At 54.4% G+C, this 19554-nt stretch carries 16 protein-coding genes; 9 read left to right on the forward strand and 7 right to left on the reverse strand.

The genetic code is table 11. The annotated features are described in order from the left end of the window. Nucleotides 1-139 precede the first annotated feature (139 nt). Nucleotides 140-904: a DeoR/GlpR family DNA-binding transcription regulator gene (locus ACHUEV_RS14945; RefSeq protein ID WP_394181244.1), complete on the forward strand. Its 765-nt coding sequence runs from the start codon at nucleotides 140-142 to the stop codon at nucleotides 902-904. 39 nt (nucleotides 905-943) lie between these two features. Here ACHUEV_RS14945 and purU read toward each other — a convergent pair whose 3' ends face one another. From purU to ACHUEV_RS14980, 7 genes are all read right to left on the reverse strand, one after another. Continuing rightward, nucleotides 944-1828 carry a formyltetrahydrofolate deformylase gene (gene purU, locus ACHUEV_RS14950; protein ID WP_394181246.1) on the reverse strand — a complete coding sequence of 295 codons (885 nt, stop codon included), beginning with the start codon at nucleotides 1826-1828 and terminating at the stop codon, nucleotides 944-946. A gap of 156 nt (nucleotides 1829-1984) precedes the next feature. After that, the gene (locus ACHUEV_RS14955) at nucleotides 1985-5416 is read right to left on the reverse strand and encodes an AAA family ATPase (protein ID WP_394181248.1); all 3432 of its coding nucleotides are present in this window, start codon (nucleotides 5414-5416) and stop codon (nucleotides 1985-1987) included. Then, the gene (locus ACHUEV_RS14960) at nucleotides 5416-6648 is read right to left on the reverse strand and encodes a metallophosphoesterase family protein (RefSeq protein WP_394181250.1); all 1233 of its coding nucleotides are present in this window, start codon (nucleotides 6646-6648) and stop codon (nucleotides 5416-5418) included. Before ACHUEV_RS14960 ends, ACHUEV_RS14955 begins: the two co-directional genes overlap by 1 nt. A 54-nt stretch (nucleotides 6649-6702) precedes the next feature. Then, a complete protein-coding gene (locus tag ACHUEV_RS14965; protein WP_394181252.1) occupies nucleotides 6703-7518 on the reverse strand; it encodes an amidohydrolase family protein in 816 nt (271 codons plus the stop codon). Continuing rightward, on the reverse strand, nucleotides 7515-7931 hold the full coding sequence (locus ACHUEV_RS14970; protein ID WP_394181254.1) for an RbsD/FucU family protein: 417 nt from the start codon (nucleotides 7929-7931) through the stop codon (nucleotides 7515-7517). The genes ACHUEV_RS14965 and ACHUEV_RS14970 overlap by 4 nt, the downstream gene beginning before the upstream one ends. Then, a complete protein-coding gene (locus ACHUEV_RS14975; RefSeq protein ID WP_394181255.1) occupies nucleotides 7921-8964 on the reverse strand; it encodes an aldo/keto reductase in 1044 nt (347 codons plus the stop codon). The genes ACHUEV_RS14970 and ACHUEV_RS14975 overlap by 11 nt, the downstream gene beginning before the upstream one ends. A gap of 24 nt (nucleotides 8965-8988) precedes the next feature. Then, nucleotides 8989-9696 (reverse strand): GntR family transcriptional regulator, encoded by a 708-nt coding sequence (locus tag ACHUEV_RS14980; RefSeq protein ID WP_394181257.1) that lies wholly within the window; start codon nucleotides 9694-9696, stop codon nucleotides 8989-8991. 107 nt (nucleotides 9697-9803) lie between these two features. Between ACHUEV_RS14980 and ACHUEV_RS14985 the strand changes: the two genes are divergently transcribed. The 8 genes from ACHUEV_RS14985 (at nucleotide 9804) to fnrL (ending at nucleotide 19400) form a co-directional block, all read left to right on the forward strand. Then, nucleotides 9804-11318 carry a UxaA family hydrolase gene (locus ACHUEV_RS14985; protein ID WP_394181259.1) on the forward strand — a complete coding sequence of 505 codons (1515 nt, stop codon included), beginning with the start codon at nucleotides 9804-9806 and terminating at the stop codon, nucleotides 11316-11318. 22 nt (nucleotides 11319-11340) lie between these two features. Then, the gene (locus tag ACHUEV_RS14990; protein ID WP_394181261.1) at nucleotides 11341-12087 is read left to right on the forward strand and encodes an SDR family oxidoreductase; all 747 of its coding nucleotides are present in this window, start codon (nucleotides 11341-11343) and stop codon (nucleotides 12085-12087) included. Between the two features lie 33 nt (nucleotides 12088-12120). Further along, entirely contained in the window at nucleotides 12121-13632 is a 1512-nt protein-coding gene (locus tag ACHUEV_RS14995; protein WP_394181263.1) for a sugar ABC transporter ATP-binding protein, read from the forward strand. A gap of 1 nt (nucleotide 13633) precedes the next feature. Beyond that, nucleotides 13634-14641, forward strand: coding sequence for an ABC transporter permease (locus ACHUEV_RS15000; RefSeq protein ID WP_394181264.1), 1008 nt, complete (start codon nucleotides 13634-13636; stop codon nucleotides 14639-14641). A 40-nt stretch (nucleotides 14642-14681) separates the two neighbouring features. Continuing rightward, nucleotides 14682-15626: an ABC transporter substrate-binding protein gene (locus tag ACHUEV_RS15005; RefSeq protein WP_394181266.1), complete on the forward strand. Its 945-nt coding sequence runs from the start codon at nucleotides 14682-14684 to the stop codon at nucleotides 15624-15626. Nucleotides 15627-15689: 63 nt separating this feature from the next. Then, entirely contained in the window at nucleotides 15690-16544 is an 855-nt protein-coding gene (locus ACHUEV_RS15010) for a fumarylacetoacetate hydrolase family protein (protein WP_394181267.1), read from the forward strand. 292 nt (nucleotides 16545-16836) lie between these two features. Continuing rightward, complete coding sequence (locus tag ACHUEV_RS15015) at nucleotides 16837-18465, forward strand: substrate-binding domain-containing protein (protein ID WP_394181269.1); 1629 nt, start codon at nucleotides 16837-16839, stop codon at nucleotides 18463-18465. Between the two features lie 215 nt (nucleotides 18466-18680). Further along, complete coding sequence (gene fnrL / locus ACHUEV_RS15020) at nucleotides 18681-19400, forward strand: transcriptional regulator FnrL (RefSeq protein WP_394181271.1); 720 nt, start codon at nucleotides 18681-18683, stop codon at nucleotides 19398-19400. Nucleotides 19401-19554: the final 154 nt, after the last annotated feature.

The following is a 19554-nucleotide window of genomic DNA, read 5'->3' on the forward strand; positions in this document are numbered from 1 at the left end:
GACTTCGGGCTATTTTGCTGTTTATCTCTGTAAAGCGAACTAAAACGAATATTCTGTTTGGTTATTTTGACTAAAACGAACTAAGGTATGTGCCATTCCGCAAGAAAACGATGCGGGTGATAGTAGAATGGGGTGGAGTATGGCTCAGACCTTTAGGGCGCCGGAAATCATTGAAATCGCACGACGCGAGGGCAAAGTTACGGTCGAGGGGCTAGCAGAGCATTTTGGCGTGACGCTGCAAACGATCCGCCGTGATTTGACCGAACTTGCAGATGCTGGGCGGCTTGAGCGGGTCCACGGTGGGGCGATCCTACCCTCAAGTACGACGAATATCGGCTATGAAGACCGCCGCGTGCTTAACCATCAGCAAAAGGTCGATATTGCCCGAGCGTGTGCAAGCGAATTGCCCGAGGATTGCTCGGTTTTTCTGAACATCGGCACCACTACCGAAGCTGTCGCCGCAGAACTGCTGAACCACCGCAACCTTATGTCGGTGACAAACAACATGAACGTCGCGAATATTCTGGCTGCGAACCCGGACTGTCAGGTCATCGTTACCGGCGGCAGTTTGCGCCGGTCAGATGGCGGGCTGGTGGGCAGTATTACCACCGACACGATCCGTAAGTTCAAGTTCGACTATGCAATTATTGGATGCTCGGCCTTGGACGATGACGGTGATCTGCTGGATTTTGATATCCACGAAGTGGGCGTCAGCCAGGCGATCATCGAACAATCACGCCACGTTTTTGTTGTCACGGACCACACAAAATTTCACCGATCAGCGCCGGCACGGATCGGGTCACTTGCCGCCGTCGATGCCATATTCACCGACCGACCCGTTTCAGAAAACCTACAGGCACGTTGTGATGCATGGGGAACGCGTGTGGTGTGCACGCAAAAATAGCTGATTGCTGAAAAAGGGTTTAGTTCGTGAAGCCCGACATCAACCCATCCGTTCCGACGCATAAGACCCCGGCGAAGCTGGGAACACTACTGTCTTGTTTCCGTTCAGGAATACGCGGCCATGAACATGTGCATGGATCGCTCGCGCAAAGACGCTAGCCTCTACATCGCGGCCAAGCGCGACATAATCATCATTCGATTGGGCGTGGGTCACGCGCACGACGTCTTGTTCAATGATCGGACCCTCATCCAGATCGGCGGTGACATAGTGCGACGTCGCGCCAATCAGCTTTACGCCTTTTTCAAATGCCTGCTTGTAAGGGTTAGCACCCTTAAAGCTTGGTAGGAATGAATGGTGGATGTTAATGATTTTGCCGGACATCTTTTGGCACATCTGGTCGGACAGAATTTGCATGTAGCGTGCGAGAACGATCAGATCGGCTTCGGTGTCTTCGACAACCTGCATAATCTGGGCTTCGGCTTCTGGTTTGTTTTCTTTCGTGACCTTGATGCAGTGGAACGGGATATCGTGGTTCACGACGACCTTTTGGTAATCCATGTGGTTCGAAATTACTGCGACGATTTCAATCGGCAGTGCCCCGATTTTCCAGCGATACAGCAGGTCGTTCAAGCAGTGCCCAAAGCGTGACACCATGATAATGACCTTGGGCTTCACGGATTCATCAAAGAATTCGGCAGTCATGTTGTATTTTTCAACGACGGGCGCAAAGCGATCTTGCAGTTCTTCGAGCGTCACACCTTCTTCGGAACGAAAGCTGTTTCGCATGAAAAAGTTGCCGGTTCCGGTATCGTCAAATTGCGCACTATCGGTGATGTTGCAGCCTTGCTCGGCGAGAAACGTGGATGTCTCGGCGACGATCCCACGGGTCGATTTGCATTGTACGCGAAGGGCAAAGTTTGTCATGGCGAGTAGTGCTCCGGCTTTTTCGGACCGCGTATGGTCGTGTCTGCCGTTGGTGATAATGGCGTTTTTGCGCCTTTGACTACATCAAAGCGACGCCTAAAGCGCCGGAATAGACACTTCTAGATTTCCGATCCGACACGCGTGTCGCGGATGGGGTCAGATTTCATGTACACGCACGCCATCGCCGCAAACGTCACGGGCAATATCAATGACATGCTGGTGGTGCGTCAGATAGATTGCCTGACCGCGCCGCCCGATCCGTTCCATCATTTTGCATGCGGCCTTTGTGCGTTCTTCGTCGAAGGTTTCAAAAATGTCGTCGCAAAAGAACGGAAGGCAGGTGCCTTGGCTGGCCAGCTGTTCATAGGCGGCGGCACGCAGCGCAAGGTATAGCTGAAACCGGGTGCCCTTGGACATATCCTGCGCTTGTTTGGCACGTCCAGCAGCATCAATCGCAATCAGGGTCTCGCTTGTGCCATCAGGCTGCGCTTGCAGGGTGGTGTATGCGCCGTTTGTAAGCTCTGCAAAGGCTAGCTGGGTCGCGTCCATCATGCTGCTGCGATGCGCGTCGCGATAGCGTCTAATCGCCTCTTGGGCCAACATGTGGCCCGCGCGCAATTCGACATAGCGCAGCGCTGTGTCCTGCATTGCCAGTTCAAGCGTGGTTTTGCGTTCTGTCAGTTCGGCAATGAGATTGTCGCCAGTCACGGCTTGCAAGTCTTGGGCCGCTTCCGCGCGGGTCGCGATAGCCTGCCGATACCGCGTTTCGATTTCATCGAGATCGCCTTGCACCTGCATCGCCTGGGCATCTAAACTTGTTGGACTTGTGTTCTCTAACGCATGTCGTGCGCTGGCGATGTCGGGCAGGTGTAGTTGTCCTGTGATCTGAGTTTCGAGTTCAGCTTTGCCTTTGCGAGCGGCAATAGCTTCCTGCGCTTTTGTAACCGCATGGCGTAAGTCATCGACCGATTGGGCGGGGACATGCTGCGGGAATAATTTGCCAAGCTCTGCGACCTCGCGTTCAATATCCTCAAGAGTCTGCCGGGCCTGCGTGATTGCAGTCTGCCGTTCATCTAATTGTGCGGTCAGCGTGGCGTGATCTGTTTCCGCGGCCTGCGCTGCGTTCGCTAGATCAGTGAGGGCCGCAAATGTGACTAGCGGCTCATCCCCCAATTCCAAACCATGCTTCGTGGCCAGGTCAGTCATAACGGCGTTAAACTGGGTCTGATCGGCCTGCATCGCCTCGACCTGACGTGCGGCGGTGGTGCGACGCGCATCAAGTTCTCGCAGGCTTCGCAATGGTTCAAACGACATCTCCAGCCGTTCTGCGTCGACTTGGTTTTGCAGGCATTCCGCTACCAGTTCATTCCATGTCGCACTGGCGGTTGCGACGGCATTGGTTAGATCATCTCGGCGTTTGTCGCGTTTTGCGTGTTCCGCGTTCAAGTCATCCAACGCACGCTGTTCCGTATTCTGCCTTTCACGAATTTCACGCGCAGCCTTGTCGCGTTGACGGGCCGTGGTCACCAGCGTGTCGAAATCGGGTGCATCTAGCGTGATGTGATCGCTAAGCGCGGTCACCAATCTGTTGGATTTTTCGATAACCGCAGCATGTTCGTTACGTGTGATCTTCAGCTGTTGTTCAGCTGAATACGCGGTTTCGACCTGCTGAACCCATTTCGCAAATACGTCCGGTGAAAGTGTACGGGATAACCCCATTTCGTCCGCGACATTGCTTAGCTGTGTTGAAATCGTAGACTGCTCAGTCTGAAGTTTTTCTAACCGCTGTTTAAGCTGCTCTATGCGGGCTTGGATTTCGACCAAGTTTTGCATCACTTGGCGCAGCTGCCCGACGTCTTTGGCCTGCGCTAGCCGTTGCTGCGCAGTCTTGTCTGTTCGCTGCAACGCGTTTTCAAATTGGTCTGCGGTTGTGTTCGTCAGTGTTTCACGATGGGTAAGCCAAAGCGAATCACGCTTCTGCATTTCATCGTCTGCGGTCGCATCATCGATAATCGCACCAACGTCGCGGATCTGTTGGATTTGCGCCTCTAGCCCAGCGGCGTCTGCGCTAAGCTGGTCAATTTCGTCCTGCGTCTGTGTGATTTTGCGCGCCAATTCGCTATGTGTTTCGGCCAGCGCGACGACCTCTTGTGCGGTCAGCGGTTGTGACGGCAATGCAGTGAATGACTGTCCGCTGATCGCAAGGTTGGCCAGTGCCGTCGTCAATTGCCGTTGCGTGGATGCGATTGCTTCGGCCGCCTTTGCATAGGCTGGCGCAAGGCTATCGACCGAGAACCGGTCGAGTATGTCGCCAATGACTGCGTTGTCAGGCGTCGTTTCTTTGGACCGTTCTAGGTTGTCTTGGGCGATAATAACCCGGTCGGACAGGCGTTTGATTTCATCCTGTTCTGTTTTCAGGTCTTGGATGGCTGCGCGTTTTGCTTCGCGTGCTTGTTCCAGACGCGCGAGTATCGCAGGCGCGATAACCAGTTGGGCCGGGTCACGGTCCGCACCCAATTCAGATGCGGCGGCCTTCATATCTGAAAGAATTGTATTCAGCGTCTCGGCGCGGCGCGGTAGGTCCAGCTGCGCTGTCGCAAAGCGGCTACGGGCAGCGTCAAGATCGGCAAGGGTGCTTTGCAGATTAAGCTGATCGGGGTGTCGAACAATTTGTTCTAACTCGGTAGTAAGGGTTTTCACCTCGCTGGTAAGGCGGCTGATATCTGCTTCGGCCTGGCGCTGCTTGGTTAGCATTTGCACCAGATCTTCGGGCGCAACATCAAGCGTGGCCGGGTAATCGGCCAACGGGGCGAGTTGCGCTTCGACTTGGTCCAGTTTTTGCAGCAGTGGCAGGGCGGTTTGCTTGGCTTTGATTTCAGCCAGCTGGGCGATCAGCGCACTGCGTTCTTCACCGATCTCGGATTCTTGCGCGGTTGCTGCTGCCAGCGTTTGGCGCAGTTTGCGATATGCGCTGGCGGGAACGTCTTGGGCTTTTATCTGCGCGGTGACATCGGTCAATTCTTTCTTGAGCTGTGCCATTTCCGATTTGCTGGACCGTTTCAGGTAAAGCGCATTTGCATCGGCATCGACGCCATCCAACACCGTCGTCAGGTCGCTGACCCCCGCAGCGGCCGAGAATAACAGTCGCCCAATGTCGCCCTTACTATTGGCGATTTCTTCGCCGCCTTTTTCAATCGTATCGTCGTCGAGGCAAAGCAAGCTGCGGTAGTCATCCGCACTTAGCCCGCCAAGCTGCGCAGCAATCGCCGCGTCGGGCAATGTAGTGCCACTGCCATCGACCAATGATGCGGCTCGTGTCGGAAGGCGCGTCAGGGCAAGATCACCCTGCGCTGTTTCCAAAACACCTGACACACGCAGGTTCTTGCGTTGATGCTGAAAATCATAGGCTTCGCGTGTATCAAACCCGTACAGCAGCCGCAGATAGGCCTCCATCGTCGTCGTTTTGCCGGCCTCATTGGGGCCATAGACGATGTGAAAATCAGGTTCTCCTTCACCTGCAGTGCCAAAGTCATAGGACTTTCCGGCGAAATGCCCGAATAGGTCGAGGTTCAGCTTTCGTAACCGCATCAATCCGCTGCACCTTTCATCAGGGCAATCATCTGTGCAGCGCCACGTCCGGTAACGTCAGAGGCAAGGGCGTGCATCGCGTCTTGGTCTGGCAGCAGGTCGGCACGCAAGTGAGCCGGAAGTTCGGACAGTATTGTGTCGAGCATTCCAGTCATCTCACCGAAAAAGCCAGGTTCAATGCGAATTGCGTCCATAATTTGGGCAAGCTCGTCAGTGGCATTGTTGCTGTCCGAAGATGTCGGTGCATCAAGATCGAAGCTGACTTTGTCAATCCACAGCTTCCCGGTTTCACGGGCAAGTTCACGTGCAGTTTCTTCCCATAAGGCGCGGTCGCGTAGGATGTGCCAATGGCGTTCTGATTGCCCGCTGAATGACAAGCGCAGGATGACAGTATCCCCTGCGGTATTCCCAAGGTCGCGAAAGGTTTGCCGTAAGGCATCACGCAATAGATCGTCAGTGGTCAATGTGCTGACATCGATCGCATGGCTAAGGAATGTCACTGCCGAGGTGGGAACCTCGCTTAGGGTAATTTCACTGTTTTCTATATGCAGCATAGTCGCCGATTGTGGGCCGGATTCACCGATATCGCGTCCTTGGGGAATGCCGGGCATGACGATCCAAGGGGCGCTGCCATAGACCTTGCGTTTGTGAATATGCCCAAGCGCCCAATAGTCAAAACCCATGTTTTGCAGGTCGGCCTCTGAACAGGGGGCGTAGGTATCGTGCCCGGCGGCACCGCCAAGCGAAGTGTGCAACATGCCGATGTTGATCGCATCAGGGATCGGAGCACTAAACTTGTCGAGCAGGCTGTCAGGCGCGTGTCGTCCGCTAAAGCTGACACCATGGACCCAGATGTTCGTCCCCGGTAGCTGGACCTTGCCACCGCGCCCGTCAAAGACGTGAACATTTTTAGGTAGGGCTACCTCACCCGTGATCGGGTTTTCGGCGTCGTGGTTTCCTTTGATATAAAACACAGGAATGTCCGCATCGGCCAGTCGATCAAACTGGGTCACCAGAAACGCCGCGGTTTTGGCGCTTCGGGCGGCGCCGTCGAACAGATCACCGGCGATAAGCAGGGCAGCGACCCGTTCAGATAGTGCAGTGTCTACGATCCGAACCAATGCGGCACGCGTTGCGTTTTGAACGACATCGCGCATGCCTTCGTCACGCAGTGCCAGCGATTTAAGCGGTGAATCCAGATGTAAATCGGCGGTGTGCAAGATGCGGATCAAATGCGGTCTCCTTACGGGCAAACTTGCTTGGTTTTCACCCGAAGCGCAATCAGATCACGGCAGCCGATAAGCCTTTTGTGCGTTCTTGCCGAAAATGCCTGCGCTATTGGGGCCAACCAACCGCTGTGCCATGTCGTGCCATTGCTGATATGTCGCTGCCAACGTGCAAACGGGCCAGTCGCTGCCCCAGATCAGGCGGTTCGGCCCAAAGCACTCTAGCAGATGCGCGACATAGGGGGCGATGTCGTCGATGCTCCAGTCTTGGCCTGCCTCGGTCACGAGGCCGGATAGCTTGCAGTAGGCGTCAGTTTCATTTGCAAGTGTGGCCATATCATGCGCCCATTCATCAAACTGACCGTGACGAATTTCCGGTTTGGCACCGTGGTCGATAACGACACGAAGGTTGGGGTGCCTGCCCATCAGTGCCATTAGGTTCTTTAGATGCCGAGGCAGGACTAGCGCATCGAATGTCAGATTATGGGCGATCATTGCTTCAAAACCCACCGCCAGTTCTGGTCGCAGCATCCAATCGTCATCTGGGATATCTTGGATCATCGGACGCAACCCCACTAGTTTGGGATTTTCGGCCAGCGTCGCAATCTGTTCAGCAGCGTCTTTCGCTTCAAGGTCGACCCACCCAACAACGCCAAGGACGAAGTCATTTTGGGCGGCGAGTTCGAGCATGTAATGAGTTTCGGCGAGGGTTGGTGCCGCTTGCACCAAGATGGTACCTTCGACCTCGCAGTCAGTAAGGTGTGGCGTCAGATCGGCGGGCTGGAAATCGCGATAAAGTGGTGCAAGGTCAGGGGTCAGCCAGCCGTAGTCGCCACGATCAAGCATCCAAAAATGCTGATGTGCGTCGACCTTCATGATCCGATGACGCCCTTGGTCAGAATGATATTACCGTAAAGCCGGGTTTCACCAGTCTGTATGACAGCGAATGCCTTGGCGGCGCGGGCGTAGAAATCAAACCGTTCAAGCGTCCCGATTTTGTGGTCTGGGATCAATGTCTGGAATTCCGCAACGATCTCGGGCACCGCGTTTGGATCACCAACAACCTGCATCGTGTGGGCCGGCGCGGGGACAAAGGTATCAAGCGGAAGCAGCTTCACAATCGCAGCCAATGTGTCGGTCGCACTGATCCCGTCGAGCCGCAAGCATTTCGGCCCCAGTCCTTCGGCCGGGAAATTCGCGTCGCCTATGACAATTTCATCGCCATGGCCCATGGCACGCAGCGTCCACAACAGGTCGGGCGAAAGGATCGGCGGAATGTTATACAGCATCGTTAGCTCCTGTTGGTGTGGGGGCGTCGGCGCGGATAAGATGCGCGGATTTTAGGTCGGACCAAAGGCTATCCGGAATGGGTGCGTTGAATACGGCAATATTGCTTGCGATTTCTTCGGGGCTTCGTGCGCCGGGAATCACACTGCGGATCGCCGGATGGCCAAGAACGAACTGCAATGCGGCGGCAATCAGTGGGACGTTGTGATCAGCGCAAATGCTTTCGATATGTCGCACTTGGTCAAGCGTCGATTGGTCAGCAGGGGCATAGTTGTAGCGCGCACCAGGAACTGCGCCAGTCGCCAAGATGCCGGAATTATACGGACCACCCAAAATGATCCCGACATCCAGCTTTTCGCAAAGCGGCAAGAAGGTCTCTAAAGCTTCTTGTTCTAGCAACGTATAGCGCCCAGCCAGCAGAAAACAGTCGAACTCCGCTTCGCCCAATAGCGTTTCACAAATCTTCCAATCATTCACGCCAGCGCCGATTGCTTTGATGTCACCGTTGTCGCGTAGTTCGCTGAGCGCGCGGTATCCGCCGTGATCAAACAGATCGCGCAGATGCCCGTTTGAGGCATCTTGCCCATGGGTGCCCGGATCAATGTCGTGAAGCAGCAGAATGTCAGGTCGCGCACCGCCCAATCGATTTAGGCTGGCGGCAAAGCTACGCATGATCCCATCATAGGAATAATCGAACTCGACCCGTCGCGAGGGAACGTCGACGAACATCTCTGGCGTGGCTTGGTCTGGTGGGCAATCAATCAAGATGCGCCCGGCCTTGGTTGATAGAACAACATCGGGTCGATCCGCGAGCGCAGGACCAACCCGGCGTTCAGACAGGCCCAGTCCGTAAAACGGTGCTGTATCGAAATAGCGCATTCCAGCGTGTAGCGCGGCATCGAGCGTTTCGGCCGCCTGTGCATCGGTCATCGCGCTATACAAGTTACCGAGTGGCGCAGCCCCAAACCCCATCGCTGTCAATTCCACCGGAGTCTTTGTGCGATTGTTAAGCAGGCGGGTGGCAGTGACTTGCATATGGGATCCTGGCGATGGCTGGGACTAACGGAAAAAGTCGGGGTGTTGTTGCTCAAGCGGTTCAATGCGGTTGATCAACTGCGCAAGGTGGTGCCGCATCGCTGTGGCGGCGGCTTGGGGATCTTCATCCCGGATCGCATCCAAGATCGCGGCATGTTCGGCAACCGTTTCGGCGGGGCGTCCCTCCTCTGGTAGCACTAGCATCCTTACGCGCCGAAGCTGCAGTGCAAGCTGACCCGCAATTGCCGCCACAGACCGAAAGCCTGTGAATTCCAAGATCATCTTGTGAAAGGCTTCGTCCGCTTCAAAGAAGCCGTGAAAGTCTTTGTCCTCGACGAGCAATGTTTGCATACGCAGGTTACGCGTTAACTGCACAAGCTGATCATCGGTACGCGTTTCGGCCACACGTTTGACTGCAGCGACTTCGACCGCGTCACGCAAGAAGCATTCTTCGCGGATTTCATCTAAGGAAAATCGGGTTACACGGGTTGCGGATTGTGGGATCACATCAACTAGCCCGTCGCCTGACAGCCGTGTCAGTGCCTCTGCCACTGGCGAACGCGAAACGCCGAATTGTTCGCAAATGGCTGCTTTGCGAAGCACCGCGCCGGGATCAAGTTTCATATCAAGGATCGCGTCGCGTAGGGCGGTATAGACCCGTTGCGATAGGGGGCCATCAAGCTGTTCTATATCCGCCAATGCATCAGCGCTGATGTTAGTCGTGTTCGCCAAGTGTATTCTCCGATTTCAACTGACATGTTAGTTGACAGGTGCGACATGTAAAGCTAATTGTGATCTTGTTTTTAATTAACGCATATATGCCAGCATAGGACGCCAGTATGCCCCAAGTGATCTGCCTTCACGACGACGACAATATCGTTATCGCACTTGCAGATTTGGACGCTGGCGCTGTTGTTGATGGGGTCGAGGTGCCGTTGGCGCAATCGATAATCAGGGGCCACAAGATCGCACGTCGGCCAATTGCATCGGGCGAAAAGGTGATTCGATACGGCCAGACAATTGGTCAGGCCAAAAAAGACATCGCAGCTGGCGAACACATCCATGTTCAAAACCTTGGCATGGGCGATCATGCCCAAGATTATGCTTTCGCGAGCGAAGTGAAAGCGCTTGAACCCGCCACCCAAGAACGGACATTCAACGGCTATCACCGTGCCGATGGTGGTGTGGGAACGCGCAACTATATCGGCATCTTAACATCGGTGAACTGTTCAGGTTCTGTTGCTAAATTTATCGCCGAGGCCGCCGAGAAATCTGGCTTGCTGGACGCGTTTCCAAATGTCGACGGGATCGTTCCAATCACCCATGGCACTGGTTGTGGCATGTCGGGCGAAAACGAAGGGTATGACGCGCTGTTTCGCACGTTGTCTGGCTATGCGTGTCACCCTAACTTTGGTGGCATCCTACTGATTGGACTTGGCTGCGAAGTCATGCAGCTGTCGGCGCTTGTTGATGGTCGCCCAATCCGGGCTGACGGCGCGTTGCGCTATATGACCATCCAGCAAGAGGGCGGGACGCGCAAAACCATCGAAAAAGGCTTGGAGCAACTGGCCGGCGTTGCTGCGCTTGCCAATCAGGTCACCCGTCAGCCAGCACCGATTTCTAAGATCATGGTTGGGATGCAGTGCGGCGGGTCTGACGGGTATTCTGGGATTACAGCGAACCCTGCGCTGGGCGTGGCATCTGATTTGTTGGTACGTCACGGCGGAACCACGATCCTGTCAGAGACGTCGGAAATCTACGGTGCCGAGCATTTGCTGACACGCCGTGCGGTATCGAAAGAAGTCGGTCAAAAGCTAATCGACCGCGTGCTGTGGTGGGAAGACTACTGTGCCCGCAACGGTGGCGAGATGGACAACAATCCAAGCCCGGGCAACAAACGCGGTGGGCTAACGACGATCCTTGAAAAGTCGCTGGGCGCGGTCGCGAAAAGCGGCAGTGCGCCACTCGCTGACGTCTACAAATTTGCCGAGAAGATCACGACACCGGGTTTTGTCTTTATGGATAGCCCCGGGTTCGACCCTTGTTCTGTGACGGGGCAGGTCGCGTCTGGTGCGAACCTGATTGCCTTTACTACCGGGCGCGGGTCGGTGTCGGGCTATATGCCAACGCCCGGGATTAAGATTGCGACCAACAGCGAAATGTATGCTCGCATGTCCGACGACATGGATATGAACTGCGGAGATATCGTGACTGATGGCGTATCAATCGAAGACAAGGGACGCGATTTGTTTGAATTGTTCATTCGCGTGGCCTCGGGCGAGAAAACCAAAAGCGAAGAGTTGGGCTATGGCGGGGTGGAGTTCGTGCCATGGCAAATCGGCGCAGTGATGTAAGCAAAAACGGGGGGAGCCGGCAATGCGATTGAAGGATAAGACCATACTGATCACTGCTGCAGGGCAGGGGATGGGGCGTGCTGCGGCGATTGCCTGCGCGGCAGAGGGGGCGCAGGTCTATGCCACAGATGTGAACCGCGAAGCACTGGAAACCTTGGGGGCAGTTGAGGGCATCGAAACCCGATACTTTGATGTGACAGATGCGGCGGCGACGCTGGCGCTTGCTGAAGAACTGCCTGACCTAGATTGCCTGTTCAACTGCGCTGGCATCGTGCACCATGGCACAATTCTAGATGTGTCAGACGCCGATTGGGATCTGTCGGTTAGCGTAAACATAACCTCAATGCTGCGGATCAGTCGGGCGTTTATTCCCGGTATGCTGCGGCGGGCAGAAATCACGGGCACCGCGTCTATCTTGAATATGTCCTCGATGGCCTCTTCGATCAAAGGGTTCCCATTCCGAACCGCTTACGGCGCGACCAAGGCCGCCGTCTTGGGGCTGACAAAAGCGGTCGCCGCTGATTTCGTGAGCACCGGCTTGCGTTGTAATGCGCTTTGCCCGGGTACGGTTGATACACCGTCGCTACAAGGGCGGATCGCATCTGCACCCGACCCGGTTCAGGCCGAAAAGGACTTTATCGCGCGCCAGCCGATGGGGCGACTGGCAACCGTTGATGACATGACGCCAACAATCATTCACCTGCTGTCGGATGACAGCCGTTTTGTCACCGGGCAAGCCGTTTCAGTGGATGGAGGCGTCACAATCTAGACGCTTTGCAACGGTTTGGGAGGGCCTGCGCGAATGAAAAGACTTGTCGAGATGGAGGGCATTGAAAAACGGTTCCCCGGTGTTCATGCGCTCAAGAACGTTCAGTTCGATTTGTTTGCGGGCGAAGTTCATGCCTTGATGGGCGAAAACGGTGCGGGCAAGTCAACGTTGATGAAGATACTGTCGGGCGTCTATACGCGCGACAGCGGAACGGTGAAAATTGCAGGGTTCGACGCGGCACCTGACAGCCCGCGTGCTGCGCAGGACATGGGTATTGGGATCATCCATCAAGAACTGAGCTTGATGAACGATCTTACTGCTGCGCAGAATGTGTTTATCGGTCGCGAACCTCGGCGCAGTTTTGGACGCTTGGACGAGGCCGCGCTTAACCAGCAAACGACCGAAATCTTTGCGTCGATGAAGTTGAACATGGACCCGCGTGCCCACGTGGGTGACCAGACTATCGCGCGTCAGCAGCTCATCGAAATCGCCAAGGCACTGTCGTATAAACCACGTGTCCTGATCATGGATGAACCGACGGCGGCATTGAACGACGCTGAAATTGCTGAACTGTTCGAAGTGATCAATCGCCTAAAGGCGGACGGCGTGGGCATCATCTACATCAGTCACAAAATGGACGAGATTAAGCGCATCGCGGACCGTGTGACGGTGATGCGCGATGGCGCTTGGATCGATACGCTTGATGCCGAAGCGACCCCGCTGGGCAAGATTATTGAGCTGATGGTTGGTCGCGAAGTCAACGAAGAACCGCCCCATATCCCGGACACATCTGGTGCAGAAACTGCGCTTGAGGTGCGTAACCTGCGCCGCAGTCGCGAAATCCACGATGTTAGTTTTACCGTCAAAAAGGGCGAGATATTGGGTTTCGCCGGCCTCATGGGGGCAGGCCGAACAGAGGTCGCTCGGATCATCTTTGGTGCTGATCCGCGTGATGCCGGCGATATTCTGGTGCATGGCCGGCCCTGCAATATCCGCAGCCCCTATGACGCAGTCAGTGCTGGCATTGGCTATCTGTCCGAGGATCGTAAACATTTTGGTTTGGCGACAGATATGACTGTTCGGGCCAATATTGCGATGGCATCGCTGTCAAGGTTCACCAGCAAGACTGGCGTGCTTGATGAGATTGCGATGAAGGAAAGCGCTCAAGGTTATATCAAGCAGCTTGGTATCCGGACCCCGTCGGACATGCAGGACGTGCGTCTGCTTTCAGGAGGGAACCAGCAAAAGGTGGTGATCGCCAAATGGCTGCTACGCGACTGCGACATTCTGATTTTTGACGAACCGACGCGCGGTATTGATGTTGGCGCAAAATCCGAAATCTATCGCCTCCTTGAAGAACTTGCGGCGCAGGGTCGCGCGATCATCGTGATCAGTTCTGAACTACCCGAGGTCATGCGCCTAAGTCACCGCATTGCGGTGATGTGCGAGGGCCGTTTGACCGACATTTTGCCGGGCGGGGCAGCTACGAAACAAGAAGACATTATGGAATTAGCAACGCGGCGTGATGCGCTTGTTGGAGGATAAGATGACAACAGCAACGACAAACGCCGCGGCAAGCATTGTTTCGAAAATATTGGCTGCGCTGATGCATCAACGCCTGCTGGCGTTCACTTCGCTTATCGTGCTGTTGATCGTATTCTCGTTTGCGTCTCCGAACTTTATGCAGATGTCGAACATGATCGCGATTTTGCAGGCAACGTCAGTGAATGGCGTGCTGGCTATCGCTGCAACCTTGGTGATCATCACGGGTGGGATCGATCTTTCTGTTGGGACCATGATGACGTTCTGCGCTGTCATGGCTGGCGTTGTGCTGACAAAGGCTGGCCTGCCCATGCCGTTGGGTATTATCGCCGCTATCGGTACTGGTGCGTTCTGCGGGTTTTGTTCGGGCACATTTGTTGCCAAACTAAAAATCCCACCGTTCATTGCGACCCTTGGCATGATGTTGATCCTCAAGGGGCTAAGCTTGGTGATTTCAGGAACGCGGCCGATCTATTTCAATGACACACCCGGGTTCGACCAGATTTCTCGGGGGTCGCTGATCGGTGATGTTCTACCGTTCCTGCCGATCCCCAATGGGGTGTTGATCTTGTTCATCGTAGCTGGCGTTGCTTCGTACATCCTGAGCCGAACGGTACTGGGGCGCTATTGCTTTGCGTTGGGATCGAACGAAGAGGCGGTACGCCTGTCAGGGGTAAATACTGACCGCTGGAAGATCGCGATATATGCGCTATCCGGCGCGATTGTGGGCATTGGCGGTTTGCTGATCGCATCACGTTTAAACTCAGCGCAACCTGCACTGGGCTTGGGTTACGAGTTAGAAGCAATTGCCGCCGTGGTGATTGGTGGAACATCCCTGTCGGGAGGGCGGGGAACCATCATTGGCACCTTAATTGGTGCTCTCATTATGGCGGTACTGACCAACGGGCTGCGCGTTTTGTCCGTTGCACAAGAGTGGCAGACGGTCGTCACTGGCGCGATCATTATTTTGGCCGTTTACGCCGACATGATGCGCCGCCGGAAAGCTGCCTGACGATAACGACACGACCGAAACAACAGTGGAGGAGAAAAACATGTTGTCACGCCGTACTTTGATGGGCGCAATCAGCGCCGCCGCCCTTATTATAGGCACCCCTGCAATGGCACAGGATGAATTGTTCATCCCGCTTGTGTCCAAAGGATTTCAACACCAGTTCTGGCAGGCCGTTCAGGCGGGTGCAGAACAAGCTGCGGCCGAAGAAGGCGTGCGTATTACCTTTGAAGGCCCAGACAATGAAACCATGGTTGATCGTCAGATTGACATGCTTGCTGCTGCTTTGGCGAATAACCCGGCCGCGATTGGGTTTGCCGCGCTCGATAGCCAAGCTGCAATCCCGCTGCTGCGTCAGGCAGCGGACGCGGGCATTCCCGTAGTTGCCTTTGACAGCGGCGTCGATAGCGACATTCCGGTGACCACGGCCACCACAGACAACCGGGCTGCTGCCTCACTTGCCGCTGACAAAATGGCCGAACTTATTGGTGGTTCTGGTACAGTGGCAGTCGTTGCACACGATCAAACAAGCAGCACAGGTATTGACCGCCGGGATGGTTTCTTGGACCAAATAGAAGCAAAGTACCCTGACATTCAGGTCGTGACCGTGCAGTATGGCCAAGGTGATCAGCTACAATCAACTGAAGTAGCCAAGGCAATTCTTGTCGCCAACCCAGAGCTAGACGGGATGTTTGGCACCAATGAAGGGTCTGCAATTGGTGTGGTGAACGCGGTGCGCGAGCTTGGCACCCAAGGCGTAACGATTATTGGCTACGATTCAGGTAAGGCGCAAACCGATGCGATCCGCGAAGGTCTGATGGCCGGTGCGATTACCCAAAACCCTGTCGGCATCGGCTATGAAACCGTAAAAGCCGCAGTCGCTGCGACCAAAGGGGAAGACCTGCCCAAGATCATCGACACGGGTTTCTATTACTATGACCAATCGAACATTGATAACGCCGAAATTCAGGCCGTATTGTACGATTGATTGAATTAAACCGACGGCCCGTTATGTTCGATGGGCCGTTGTTATTTTGCGGAAAGGGCAAAGATGAAACTGTTGCGTTATGGGCCTGCGGGTCAAGAAAAGCCGGGTCTATTGGATGATCAGGGGCAGGTGCGGGACCTGTCAGGCATCGTGCCAGATATTGCGGGTGATACACTGACAACCGAAGGCATCGCAAAACTGCGTGGCTTGGATATTAATACGCTGCCAGTCGTGCCCGGCACACCGCAAGATAGCCTGCGCCTTGGCGCTTGCGTTGGGAACATCGGCAAATTCATCTGCATCGGTTTGAACTACGCCGATCACGCCGCAGAAAGCGGTCTGGATGTACCGCCAGAGCCAGTTATTTTTAACAAATGGACTTCGGCTGTCGTTGGGCCAAACGACGACGTGCTGATCCCGCGTGGATCAATCAAAACTGATTGGGAAGTTGAACTGGGTGTCGTGATCGGCACTGGTGGGTCTTACATCGAAGAGGCCGACGCGATGAGCCACGTCGCGGGTTTTTGTGTCGTGAACGATGTGTCTGAACGCGAATATCAGATTGAACGCGCCGGTACTTGGGACAAGGGCAAAGGGTGCGATACATTTGGCCCTACCGGCCCGTGGCTCGTCACACCTGACGAGGTCGGCGATTTCAACAACTTGCCGATGTGGTTGGAAGTCGACGGTAAGCGGTACCAAAATGGATCGACCGCGACGATGGTCTACAAGGTTCCGTTTCTTGTCGCTTACTGCAGCCGCTTTATGTCGCTCCAGCCGGGTGATGTGATCTCGACAGGGACACCGCCGGGCGTTGGTATGGGGCAAAAACCGCCGACCTATCTGAAGGGTGGCGAGGTCATGCGACTAGGCATCGACGGACTGGGCGAGCAGAAGCAAAAAGTTGGAAACGCTTAGGCTGAAGGTCGTCGGGCTATCTAGAGTTATTTCTACTCTGGATAGTCCATTTGCGCGACTGGATGTTGGCGTATCGTAACTTAGGGTTGCGTATGCGTGAAGATATATCAACTAATTTCATTTCTATGTGCATTTTTGTACGATTTTGTTTGCTATTTTAGTTGCGTCCGTTAGTGACGCACGCACAATTTAATTGCTTAGTAATGTTAAATGTTGATTGCCTAAGTTTTTAAAGTTGTGAGTGGTGGCCTTCGATTTTCGAAGGATAGTTTGTTAAATATTACGGGGTAAAATGACTGTATTTGATGTGTTCGTGCGCAAAGGCTTCACTTTGGCGCGATTTTTTTTGTGTGCTGCAGGCGTAATGGCGGGCTCTACGGCCATCGCGCAGCAGAACCCACCGATTGAGCTAAAGTCGATTGATGGGACAATGTCGATTGTCGGCGATCTAATCTCTGTAGACGGAGATGTTTTTGTTGTTGAGACAGCAGATCTTGGCGTCTTGCGTGTTCAAAAAGGCAGTGTTGTTTGCACGGGTTCGGTTTGTCCAGATGGGCATAACTTTGGCCGCAAGTTTGGCATTTACGGATCGCGCACAGTAGGGACGACATTGATCCCTAACTTGTTGCGTGGGTATGCACAGTCTATTGGCGCTACTTTTGAGATTGTGCCAACCGAAGAACCTGCAGAGCGCATCGTCCGCTTGACGAACGCGGATGGGTCTTTGCGCGCGGAGATCGACCTGCAAACACGCGGTTCAGGAAGCGCGTTCCCCGCACTTGCAGGTGGTTTTGCTGCAATTGGTGTTGCTGATCGCCGGATGAAAGATAGCGATGTCGAAAAGATCGCTGCGGCAGGCATTCCTGACTTGCGTGATACGGCAAACGAAACAGTTTTGGGTGTCGACGGGATCGTTATGATCACGCACCCCGATAACCCGGTGCGTAACCTGAGCGGCGAAGATGTCGCGCGGATTTGGTCTGGCGAAGTAACCAACTGGAAAGAGTTCGGCGGTGGCGACTTTCCAATTACTGTCAACTCATTCGGCGAAAGCTCTGGCGATCGCGCCGTGATGATGGATGCGCTCGTTCGGCCTACAGGTCGTGACGAAAAGTCCGACGTAACACGTTGGAGTGCATACCAAGATATGGTCGATGCTGTGATGGCTGACCGTGGTGGCATTGGTTTTGTGGGCCGCTGGCTTGCGCGCACAAACAACGTCAACCTTTTGGACATTCGCGAAGAATGCGGGCTTTTGTCACCACCGACAGATTTCCGTATGAAGATCGAAGGATACGCTTTGTCGCGTCGGCTTTATGCCTACACAACACCGGGCAGTGTGCATCCTGAAGCCCAAGCGTTTTTGGATTGGACACTGACAAGTGAAGCGCAGGCCTACATCAAGGAAAGTCACTTCATCGACCGCGAACTAGAGCGTATGCGCCTTGAAGATATGGGCATGATGCTGGTCCACACTGCGGCTGTCGAACCTGACTTTGATGGGCGTCAGTATACCAGCATGATGCAAGAGCTACGTGGCGCGGACCGGCTCAGTGTTTCATTCCGGTTTAACACGGGTTCAAGTGTTTTGGACGTTGAGTCGATCCGTAACATCGAAGAGCTTGCTGCGCGTATGGAAGCCGGTGAATTTGACGGTCTAGAGGTTCTGCTGGTTGGGTTTGCAGACTCGATCGGTGAGCGGACACGCAATACCGCATTGGCCCAAGCGCGTGCTGAATCTGTGCGTGCCATTCTTGCAGCATCACTGAAACCAGAAACCAGTGAACGTCTTGTACTAGAGCCGCAAAGCTATGGCGAGTTACTTCCGTTGTCATGCAACGATGGCGAAACCGGCCGTGCGCGCAACCGTCGCGTCGAAGTGTGGCTTCGCTTGCCGGACAGCCGTTCGAACCTTCGGTAGCTAATTTAGCTGCCTCATCTAAAAACAAAAATGTCCATCATTTTGGTGGGCATTTTTCTTTGTTAACGATTAGTTACTTGATTTTCATAGTGAGCAAGCGGAGTGAAAGACGTTTTGCGCGTGGCGCAATCGCGCGCTGCCCTTGCGTTAATAGTGGTGTTATTTACCCAATTCAGACATAGAGTTTGATGCCAAAAGGTCGAAAGCCGTCAAAGATGCAATTATCTGTTCCAAAGCTGAATTCATGCGATGATTGTCCCATTCGCTACAATGCCGTCTGTTCGAAATGCGAACCTGACGAAATGCGCGAGCTTGAGCAGATCAAATACTATCGTTCGTTTTCAGCGGGCCAGCCCATTTTCTTTGCTGGTGATCCCTTAGAGTTCGTTGGTTCTATTGTCTCTGGGGTGTCGAGCCTGACGCGAACAATGCCAGACGGACGCGTTCAGATGGTGGGCCTGCTATTGCCGGGCGACTTCATGGGGCGGCCACACCGCGAAACCATCGACTGTGACGTGGTTGCGGAAACGGACATAATGCTCTGTTGTTTTCGGCGCAGGCCATTTGAGCGGTTGATCGATGATACCCCCCACGTGGGTCAGCGCTTGCTTGAGATGACATTGGACGAACTTGATGCGGCGCGTGAATGGATGCTGGTTCTAGGGCGAAAAACAGCCCGAGAAAAAATCGCGTCACTGCTCTACATGATCGCAACCCGCATGGCAAAGTTGTCTGAGAAAACGGGCGATGAGGCGAGTTTTACTTTGCCAATTACGCGCGAAACGATGGCCAACTATCTGGGGCTTACCATCGAAACTGTGAGCCGCCAGATGTCCGCGCTCAAGCGTGACGGGCTAATCGCATTCAGTGACCGCCGCGACATCACCGTTCCCGATATCGAGGCTCTCAAAGCAGAGACCGGCGAAGAAGCTTAGTGTTTTCAGTTGCATGTTGTTTGCACAGATTTGTGCAGATAAGATTTGCATGCAACGGCGGTCTCTGGATGGCACCTTTTGGGAGCCGGGGCGGGGTATCCCCGTCTGATATGACGACCTTTGCATACACGCACGGCATCACCGTCACTGGGCG

The organism is Yoonia maritima (assembly GCF_043641945.1).
Lineage (GTDB): Bacteria > Pseudomonadota > Alphaproteobacteria > Rhodobacterales > Rhodobacteraceae > Yoonia > Yoonia maritima_B.

Coding starts and splice junctions, on each gene's coding strand:
- ACHUEV_RS14945 (WP_394181244.1), top strand. CDS start 140: ATGGCTCAGACCTTTAGGGCGCCGGAAATCATTGAAATCGCACGACGC.
- purU (WP_394181246.1), bottom strand. CDS start 1,828: ATGACAAACTTTGCCCTTCGCGTACAATGCAAATCGACCCGTGGGATC.
- ACHUEV_RS14955 (WP_394181248.1), bottom strand. CDS start 5,416: ATGCGGTTACGAAAGCTGAACCTCGACCTATTCGGGCATTTCGCCGGA.
- ACHUEV_RS14965 (WP_394181252.1), bottom strand. CDS start 7,518: ATGAAGGTCGACGCACATCAGCATTTTTGGATGCTTGATCGTGGCGAC.
- ACHUEV_RS14970 (WP_394181254.1), bottom strand. CDS start 7,931: ATGCTGTATAACATTCCGCCGATCCTTTCGCCCGACCTGTTGTGGACG.
- ACHUEV_RS14975 (WP_394181255.1), bottom strand. CDS start 8,964: ATGCAAGTCACTGCCACCCGCCTGCTTAACAATCGCACAAAGACTCCG.
- ACHUEV_RS14985 (WP_394181259.1), top strand. CDS start 9,804: ATGCCCCAAGTGATCTGCCTTCACGACGACGACAATATCGTTATCGCA.
- ACHUEV_RS14990 (WP_394181261.1), top strand. CDS start 11,341: ATGCGATTGAAGGATAAGACCATACTGATCACTGCTGCAGGGCAGGGG.
- ACHUEV_RS14995 (WP_394181263.1), top strand. CDS start 12,121: ATGAAAAGACTTGTCGAGATGGAGGGCATTGAAAAACGGTTCCCCGGT.
- ACHUEV_RS15000 (WP_394181264.1), top strand. CDS start 13,634: ATGACAACAGCAACGACAAACGCCGCGGCAAGCATTGTTTCGAAAATA.
- ACHUEV_RS15005 (WP_394181266.1), top strand. CDS start 14,682: ATGTTGTCACGCCGTACTTTGATGGGCGCAATCAGCGCCGCCGCCCTT.
- ACHUEV_RS15010 (WP_394181267.1), top strand. CDS start 15,690: ATGAAACTGTTGCGTTATGGGCCTGCGGGTCAAGAAAAGCCGGGTCTA.
- ACHUEV_RS15015 (WP_394181269.1), top strand. CDS start 16,837: ATGACTGTATTTGATGTGTTCGTGCGCAAAGGCTTCACTTTGGCGCGA.
- fnrL (WP_394181271.1), top strand. CDS start 18,681: ATGCAATTATCTGTTCCAAAGCTGAATTCATGCGATGATTGTCCCATT.